The organism is Acinetobacter entericus (assembly GCF_026168575.1).
In the GTDB taxonomy this organism is placed as follows: Bacteria; Pseudomonadota; Gammaproteobacteria; order Pseudomonadales; family Moraxellaceae; genus Acinetobacter; species Acinetobacter bouvetii.
Genome location: NZ_JAPEQW010000054.1, coordinates 1 through 7,430, shown reverse-complemented (window position 1 = coordinate 7,430; position 7,430 = coordinate 1). Strand labels below are relative to the sequence as shown.

General features: G+C 44.9%; 7 protein-coding genes and 1 pseudogene. All 8 read left to right on the top strand.

The annotated features are described in order from the left end of the window. Nucleotides 1-70: pseudogene (locus tag OKC24_RS20165) on the top strand (putative metallopeptidase); the annotation flags it as partial. Between the two features lie 60 nt (nt 71-130). Further along, complete coding sequence (locus tag OKC24_RS18690; RefSeq protein ID WP_265466181.1) at nt 131-655, top strand: DUF2280 domain-containing protein; 525 nt, start codon at nt 131-133, stop codon at nt 653-655. Then, nucleotides 639-1,955 (top strand): phage terminase large subunit family protein, encoded by a 1,317-nt coding sequence (locus OKC24_RS18685; protein WP_265466180.1) that lies wholly within the window; start codon nt 639-641, stop codon nt 1,953-1,955. The genes OKC24_RS18690 and OKC24_RS18685 overlap by 17 nt, the downstream gene beginning before the upstream one ends. A 1-nt stretch (nt 1,956) precedes the next feature. After that, the gene (locus tag OKC24_RS18680) at nt 1,957-3,393 is read left to right on the top strand and encodes a DUF4055 domain-containing protein (protein ID WP_265466179.1); all 1,437 of its coding nucleotides are present in this window, start codon (nt 1,957-1,959) and stop codon (nt 3,391-3,393) included. 2 nt (nt 3,394-3,395) lie between these two features. Then, nucleotides 3,396-4,523, top strand: a complete 1,128-nt coding sequence (locus tag OKC24_RS18675; RefSeq protein WP_265466178.1) for a minor capsid protein — start codon at nt 3,396-3,398, stop codon at nt 4,521-4,523. A 348-nt stretch (nt 4,524-4,871) separates the two neighbouring features. Next, nucleotides 4,872-5,633 carry a DUF6651 domain-containing protein gene (locus tag OKC24_RS18670; protein WP_130148652.1) on the top strand — a complete coding sequence of 254 codons (762 nt, stop codon included), beginning with the start codon at nt 4,872-4,874 and terminating at the stop codon, nt 5,631-5,633. A gap of 21 nt (nt 5,634-5,654) precedes the next feature. Next, a complete protein-coding gene (locus OKC24_RS18665) occupies nt 5,655-6,809 on the top strand; it encodes a major capsid protein (RefSeq protein WP_130148654.1) in 1,155 nt (384 codons plus the stop codon). Nucleotides 6,810-6,849: 40 nt separating this feature from the next. After that, complete coding sequence (locus OKC24_RS18660) at nt 6,850-7,248, top strand: hypothetical protein (RefSeq protein WP_265466177.1); 399 nt, start codon at nt 6,850-6,852, stop codon at nt 7,246-7,248. Nucleotides 7,249-7,430: the final 182 nt, after the last annotated feature.

Sequence of the window (7,430 nt, the reverse complement as noted above, 5' to 3'; positions counted from 1 at the left end):
TGCGAAGCAGGCACCGTTCGTATCGGAAACAAACATTGCTGCGTGCTGTGGGAATTGTGTGATTAATTGAGCCTAAGGGCTCTTTTTTATTTGGCTATCTTGTTTGACGTAGCTTGACAAAGGGGTAGGTATGGCGGCACTTAAAGAGCCTGTAAAAATCTTTATAGTTCAGTCTCTTGCTTGCTTCGATACACCTCAACAAGTTGCTGACGCTGTCAAGCAAAGATTTGGCATCGAATTAGAAAGACAGCAATGTGAAAATTACGATCCTACCAAGTACGGTGGACGTAATTTAAGTAAAAAGTTAAAAGATCTTTTTGACCGCACCCGAAAAGACTTCAAAGAAAATATTGAAGATATTCCGATTGCAAATAAGGCCTTTCACTTTAAAGAACTCCAGCAGATGTATGGCGACTATACAAAAAATAAGGTCATGAAAGCTAAGGTCTTAAAGCAAGCCCAAGGATTAATCCAAATGGGTAATGCTGGTCCGAGTGGTCTATCTGAAAAAGAACAGATTGAAATTGAAATGAAGCGTTTGGAATTGGAAAAACTCAAGCGTGAAGTGAACCCACCTGAATCAAGACCTCCTGAGGAAGATTACAAAATCAGCCTGAACCCTGATGAGGAAATTCCAAATGAGCCAATTCTTTGAACCACCAGAAGGCGCAGTAATTCTTACACCCAAGCAAGCAAATATCTATTTGTGGGGATGGCAGCCTGAAGCACGTTTTCGTGATGCTGTTTGTGGTCGACGTTTTGGAAAGACGTTCCTGGCTAAGGCTGAAATGCGTCGAGCTGCAAGACTGGCAGCAAAGTGGAATGTTTCGGTTGAAGATGAAATTTGGTATGCGGCGCCTACATTTAAGCAGGCTAAGCGTGTCTTCTGGAAGCGATTAAAACAAGCTATTCCACCGTCATGGCGCGCAGGAAAGCCAAATGAAACTGAATGCACGATCACTCTAAAAAGTGGCCATGTTATGCGTGTAGTTGGCCTTGATAACTATGATGACCTTCGTGGTTCTGGTCTATTCTTCCTGATTATTGATGAATGGGCTGACTGCAAGTGGGCAGCATGGGAAGAAGTGCTTCGCCCAATGCTTTCAACCTGTAAATACATTATCAATGATGTGCAAAGGGTAGGTGGCCATGTTTTAAGGATTGGCACGCCGAAAGGTTTTAACCATTGCTATGACACATTCATGGATGGTCAGCCAGGTCATGAGCCTGATTGCCGGAGTTTCTCCTACACCTCACTACAGGGTGGGAATATTCCTGAGTCGGAAATCATTGTTGCCAAGCGCAAGATGGACCCGAAAACATTCAGCCAGGAATATGAAGCCAGTTTTGAAAGTTATCAGGGTGTTATTTATTACTGCTTTAACCGGGTACTAAATGGATCCAGCGAGACAGTGCAAACTAATGATGTGTTGCATATAGGCATGGACTTTAATGTTACCAAAATGGCTGCAGTGGTTTATGTGCGTCGCGGTGACACCATGCATGCAGTGGATGAGTTTGTGAATCTGTTTGATACACCGGCAATGATTGAGGCTATTAAAGAGCGTTATCCGAGGTATGAAGTTGGGGTTTATCCAGATGCTTCAGGTGAAAATCGAAAATCAAATAATGCCAGCGAGACAGATTTGGCGTTATTGCGGAAGGCAGGATTTAACGTCTTTGTAAACTCAAGAAACCCAGCTGTAAAAGACCGTATTAACTCTATGAATGGGATGCTCTGTAATACCTTCAGTGAGCGCAGGCTATTTGTGAATGCTGCTAAGTGTCCGAACTTCGCCAAATGCCAAGAGCGCCAAATTTATGATGAAAATGGCCAGCCAGATAAAAAATCCGGCTTTGACCATATGAATGATGCAGGCACATACCCGATTGCATACTTGTTCCCAATCAATGAGCATGTGAAGAGCATCGATATACCAATGTTTGGATTCTAATATGAGCATTACAGCAACACATGCTGACTATGATAAGCACATTGAGACTTGGAATAAGCTGGATGATGTTTGCGGTGGTCAGGAAGTTATTAAAGCGGCAAATGAGAAATACCTGCCTAAGCCATCGATGTTCACATCCGCAAAGGATCCTGATGGAAAAGCTCGTTATGCAGAATATAAAATGCGGGCAATCTTTCCGGGCGTGACAAGCCGTACTTTGGCAAGTCACATCGGATTGGCCTTTGGTAAAACCCCTGTATTTAATCACCCTAGTGAATTGGAATATTTAGAACGAAATGCTGATGGTGCAGGACGCTCTATTTACCAATGTGCTCAGCGCGCGACACGCTTAATCAATCGCAATTACCGCTGCGGTATTTATGTTGATTTCCCTAACGTAGGGCCGAGCAAAAGCAAAGCCGATGAAAAGAGCAAAGGCGCATATCCGATGATTCATATCATCAAGGTTGGCGCTATTAAGGACTGGGATTACATCATCGTTGGCAATCAAAAGAAGCTGAGCTTTGTGAAGCTATTTGAGACTGTGAAAGTCCGTAATGGCTATACAGTTGAAACCACAGACCAATACCGGATTTTAACCCTCAGTGAAGTTAGTGGAAGCCACGTATATATGGTCCAGATTCTCACCAAAAATGAAAAGGGTGAATGGGTTGAGGGCGAGAAGTACATTCCAACGGATTACCACGGCAAACCATGGGACTACATCCCATTCACTTTTTGCGGCGCGGTAGATAATTCGGATGAAATTGGCACAGCCCCGCTGTATGAGTTGGCTTCGATGGAGCTTTCATACTATTGCAGTTCTGCGGACGTCGAAGAGTCAGCATTCATTGTAGGTCAGCCTACTTTGTGCTTCCCGTCTATTACTGATGAACAGTATAAATGGGTCAAAGAAAGTGGTGCAGGGGTGGGCAGCCGCTCAGGCATTCCTACAGATGCCAAAATGGTCCAGGCTGAAAAGAATGGCCTTGCATATGAGCGGATGAACGACAAATGGAATCAAATGAAAGAGCTTGGAGCGCGCTTGATTGAGGTTGGATCTGCCAACAAGACAGCAACTCAAGCCGATAACGAAAGCTCTGTGCAGCATTCTGTGCTGTCGCTGGTTGTGGCCAATGTGTCAGAGGCATTCACAAGTGCGCTGCGCTGGTGTGCAAAGTTCGCCATGCCTGAACATGATTTCAAAGTAGATGAGCTGGGCTTTACGATTGCGCAGGATTTCAATAAGCCGAAATACGACCCAACACGCTCTAAATTGATTTATGAAGCTTGCTTGGCTGGTGAGCTGCCGATGTATGTTTGGTATCACTACGAGCAGACTGGAACATTCCCGGAAGATAAATGGGAAGACATCGTAAAGAAAATTGAAAAGCGTAATGATGGCGGAATGAATTATCCGCCGGATGATGAGGAATAAAGATGGATAAATCAGCGCAGAAAGTCTTAATCGATGCGCTGAGCCAACATCAAGCGTATCTCTATCGCGCATCATCCCAAAGCGTAAACGAGCTGACTGGTCAATTTAATAAGCTCTCTGAACGTCAATTAAGTCGGCTTGCAGAACTGCTGAATGAGATATCAGATTCAGAGCGGAACGCGCTGCAGAGTCTGAACTTTTCAAGCAAAGCCAAAGCCAGCAAAAACCTCGAGGAAATTAAGGCCATTCTGAATGAATGGTTCAAATCGATTGATGATGATCTATTTGAGCAGTTTGATAAATCTGCTTTGCAATTGGCTGTCTATGAGGCTTCATATTCTGCGAAGTTGGTTGCTGGTACTGCTGCAGTTGTCAATGTAGAGAAGATTTATAAGGCAGCCAAGAAAGCGCCGTATGCCGGTGGTCAGCTGGTTGATTATCTGTTTGCTGACATTGCTGCATCACTGCGCAAAAAGGTGGAACACGTCATTCGTGATGGTATTTCGCAAGGCCAGACGAATCAGCAGATTGTGCAGCGGATCAAAGGCAGAAAAGCCAATAATTATAAGGATGGTTTGCTTAAATCGTCGCGTGAATCAATTGAGCGTCAAGTAAGGACAGCGCGCAGTCACATTAGTACTGCGACTTACATTGATACTTATAAAGCGCTTGGCGTCGAGTATGTGAAAGTTGTGGCCACACTAGATGGCCGCACTTGCGAATACTGCGCTTCAATTGACGGTGATGTGTATGCCATTGATGATCCAGCGCGACCAAGATTTCCAGTGCATCCAAATAATCGCACAACATATGTGCCTTGCGATAAGAGTGGTGAGATAGCCGGGCTTCGGCCATTTGTTATGGATGAGCGCAAGGTCAAAGATATACCCAAGGAAGAGCGCAAACATCTGATTGGTCAGCTGGATGCTAATACTTCATTTAAAGAGTTTTTTGAGCAGTCGGATGAATTCTTTCAGCGCACATGGTTGGGTAAATCAAAGTACGAGCTTTATAAAAAAGGCGAGTACAGCATTGATAAGTTTGCTGATCCGCTGAATAAGCGGGGTTACACGTTGGCAGAGCTTAAAGCTTTAGACCAAAAGACATTTAACAATGTATTGGGTGAATAATGAAAGTAATTAGTCAAGGCGCACCGCCTGAGCTGCAAACCTACACAGCATCATGTGGTAAGTGTCATTCGGTGCTTGAGTTTCAGAAGAATGAAGCTCAAGTAAAATCAGATCGAAATGAAACAGTGTATGTGCTGAGTTGTCCTGTATGTTGTAATGAGATCTGGATTGCATCTCAGGCATTAAGGCCGGCCATACAAAGCACAGATTTTCGAGACCAACCATTTCAACCTAAATAAACAAATTCAAATTAGAGCACCCAAATCGGGTGCTTTTTTATTGCCTGCTGAAAGCTGATGCGGACAGCGTAACGAGCGGATGCTCATTAAAAATAGGGTCGGATGACTTATGAAACTTAAAACACAAACCATCGACGGAAAAACTTATGCAGAGGTGAATGAGCATGGTTTACCAATCTATGTTCACGACGACGGCAAAGAAGTGGCACACGATGCCGCGCAAACCGTGGCAACCATTTCACGTTTGAATGGCGAAGCCAAAACAAACCGTGAACGCTACGAAAAAGCCGAATCAGCGCTTAAAACTTTTGAAGGTATTGAAGATCCAGCAGCGGCCAAAAAAGCTTTAGAAACTTTGAAAAATTTCGACGATAAAAAACTGGTGGATGCTGGCGAAGTTGAAAAAGTAAAAGCTGAAGCAATCAAGGCCACTGAAGACAAATACGCTCCGATTGTTCAAGAGCGTGATGCTTTCCAGACTCAATTGCATAACGAACTTATTGGCGGCGGTTTCGCTCGTTCTAAGTACATTCAAGACAACATCGCTGTACCGGTAGACATGATCCAAGCCACATTTGGGAAAAACTTCCAGATTGAAGATGGAAAAGTCGTAGCGGTTGGCGCAGACGGTCAAAAAATCTATTCACGCACTCGCCCAGGTGAAGTCGCTGACTTTGATGAAGCCCTGGAATCTTTGGTTGGGGGATACCAGCATAAAGATTCAATTCTGAAAGGCTCTCAAGCTGGTGGTGCAGGTTTTCAGGGCGGTGGCGGTCAGGGTGGGGCAAAAACAATGTCGCGCCAGCAATTTGATGCTTTAGACCCGACAGGCCGTGCTCAATTCGCCCGAGAAGGCGGACAAATTCAATAATTTTTAATGGAGTTTTAGCTTATGGCTAACAATTTAGATGGTTTAATTCCTACGATTTACAATGCACTTGATGTTGTATCGCGTGAGCTTGTGGGTTTTATTCCAGCAGTTTCATCTGACATGACGTTTGAGCGCGCAGCGAAAGGGCAAAAGGTTTCATCTCCAGTCACAACTGGAGCAACAGCCAGTGATATTGAGCCAGACGTTACGCCGCCAGATGATGGCGATCAAACAGTCGGCAGTGTTGAAATGGAAATTACCAAGGCTCGCCGCGTTCCTATCCGCTGGAATGGAGAAGAAAAACGCGGACTTGATAATAATGGTGCATCGTACAACGTAATTCTGCGCGATCAATTTGCACAGGGTATGCGTGCCTTGGTAAATGAAGTTGAAGCTGATCTAGCAGGTTTACATCGCTTTGCATCTCGCGCGGTCGGAACACCTGGTACAACACCATTTGCATCAAATCTATCAGATACCGCTCAAGCCCTTAAGCTTCTCAAAGACAATGGTGCTCCAGCGTCTGACCTGCAGATGGTGATTGATACTACGGCAGGCGCCAATATGCGCACTTTGACGCAGTTGAATAAAGCAAACGAAGCAAACGATGATAGCTTGCTGCGTCGCGGTGTTTTATTGGATGTACATGGTTTTGCAATCCGCGAATCCGCACAGATCAAAACTTCAGTTGCAGGCAGTGCTGCAAGCGCAACTACTAATGCAGCGGGCTACGCGGTTGGTGCAACTCAAATCACATTAGCGAGTGCCGGCACGGGTGCTGTGGTAGTTGGTGATGCTATTACTTTTGCCGGTGATTCCAATAAATATATTGTCGTTGCTGGTGATACTGATGTTTCGGGCGGTGGACTAATTGAGATTGCTAAACCCGGTCTTCGTAAATCTATTCCAGCATCAGCTACCGCTATTACAGTTACTGCGGGCGCAGTTCGTAACATGGTCTTTCCGCGTTCAGCAATTGCATTAGCGACTCGCGCGCCAGCACTACCGAAGCAAGGTGATTCAGCGGTAGACCGCACAATTATTACAGATCCAGTCAGCGGCCTGTCTTTTGAAGTCTCCGTGTATGCCCAATACCGTCAGGTGCAATATGAAATTGCGTTGGCATGGGGGTGTGCTGCGATTAAATCGGAAAACATTGGTATTTTGCTTGGTTAAAACTTGGGGCTTTATGCCCCTATGTTTTTAGGAGAGAAATTTGAAAACAGTCAAAATAAAACCAACTTCACCAGATCAAGGTGAATATGTAGTTATCAATGAATCGGATTTCGATCCGGATATTCATATATTGGCTGATGGCGAAAGCTTAAAGGGTGAAAAACTCACAATCACTCTAAATGCCAAAACCGCACCAGAACTGCAGCAGGCCATTAATGAGGCAAATGCTGAATGTGCCAAAGTCACTGCTGAAAACTCTGAACTAAAAGAGCAGCTGGCAACCGCTCAGGGTGAACTTATTGCATTCAAAAATGATGTGGCGGCAATGCAGGCGCGTATTGATGAACTGCAGCCGGCAGCCAAAAAGCCAACCGCTGCAGAAGTGAAAGCCGCTAAAGCCGCAGAAGAAGCGACTAAAGAAGAACAACCAAAGGAATAACCCATGAGCTTTATTACCCAAGAAGAAGCTGAGCAAATTCTAGGGGCAGACTTTGCACCGGCTGGCGATAAAGCTCGCCTCATTCTGTTGGCTAATACCTGGATGAAGAACCATGTTGGCCATGTGCCGAATGAAATTGCAGATGAGCTTAAAACTGCGGCATGCGAAATTATCAAAGGCAT

What these genes read in the sequence shown, in the direction of transcription:
- OKC24_RS18690 (WP_265466181.1), top strand. Translation starts at nt 131, where the DNA reads ATGGCGGCACTTAAAGAGCCTGTAAAAATCTTTATAGTTCAGTCTCTT.
- OKC24_RS18685 (WP_265466180.1), top strand. Translation starts at nt 639, where the DNA reads ATGAGCCAATTCTTTGAACCACCAGAAGGCGCAGTAATTCTTACACCC.
- OKC24_RS18680 (WP_265466179.1), top strand. Translation starts at nt 1,957, where the DNA reads ATGAGCATTACAGCAACACATGCTGACTATGATAAGCACATTGAGACT.
- OKC24_RS18675 (WP_265466178.1), top strand. Translation starts at nt 3,396, where the DNA reads ATGGATAAATCAGCGCAGAAAGTCTTAATCGATGCGCTGAGCCAACAT.
- OKC24_RS18670 (WP_130148652.1), top strand. Translation starts at nt 4,872, where the DNA reads ATGAAACTTAAAACACAAACCATCGACGGAAAAACTTATGCAGAGGTG.
- OKC24_RS18665 (WP_130148654.1), top strand. Translation starts at nt 5,655, where the DNA reads ATGGCTAACAATTTAGATGGTTTAATTCCTACGATTTACAATGCACTT.